The sequence below is a fragment of the Pandoraea sp. E26 genome (assembly GCF_000681415.1).
Taxonomy (GTDB): domain Bacteria; phylum Pseudomonadota; class Gammaproteobacteria; order Burkholderiales; family Burkholderiaceae; genus Pandoraea; species Pandoraea pnomenusa.
Map to the genome: position 1 here is coordinate 1 of NZ_AYXJ01000086.1, position 469 is coordinate 469.

At 67.0% G+C, this 469-nt stretch carries 1 protein-coding gene; it reads left to right on the forward strand.

Features of this window, described 5'->3' with window-relative positions; translation table 11 throughout:
- The coding region (locus W930_RS28915; protein ID WP_235195587.1) for a branched-chain amino acid ABC transporter permease at window positions 1–469 on the forward strand (469 nt) is incomplete at both ends.

Below are 469 nucleotides of genomic sequence, written 5' to 3' on the forward strand. Positions count from 1 at the left end.
GCCGGACATGAACCCGGCGCTCATGCTGGCCATTGCCACACTCGTGTGCATGCCCGTGTGTGCCCTGACCAACTTCGTGATCGAGCGCGTGGCCTACCGGCCGTTGCGCAATGCGCCGCGTCTCGCGCCGCTGATCACGGCCATCGGCGTGTCGCTGCTTCTGCAGACGATCGCCATGCTGATCTGGTCGCGCAACCCCCTCTCGTTCCCGCAGTTGCTGCCCACCGACGCCATGACCGTGATCCCGCAACGCGGCGAGCATGCGGGTGCCGTGACCAATGGCACGGGCATCGTGATCGTCGTGGTCGCCTTCCTCGTCATGTTCGGTCTCACGCAACTCGTGAACCGCACCAAGCTCGGCCGCGCCATGCGTGCGACGGCGGAAAACCGCAACGTCGCGGGCCTGATGGGCGTGAACCCCAACTTCGTGATCTCGGCGACCTTCGCGCTCGGTGGCGGCCTCGCGGCG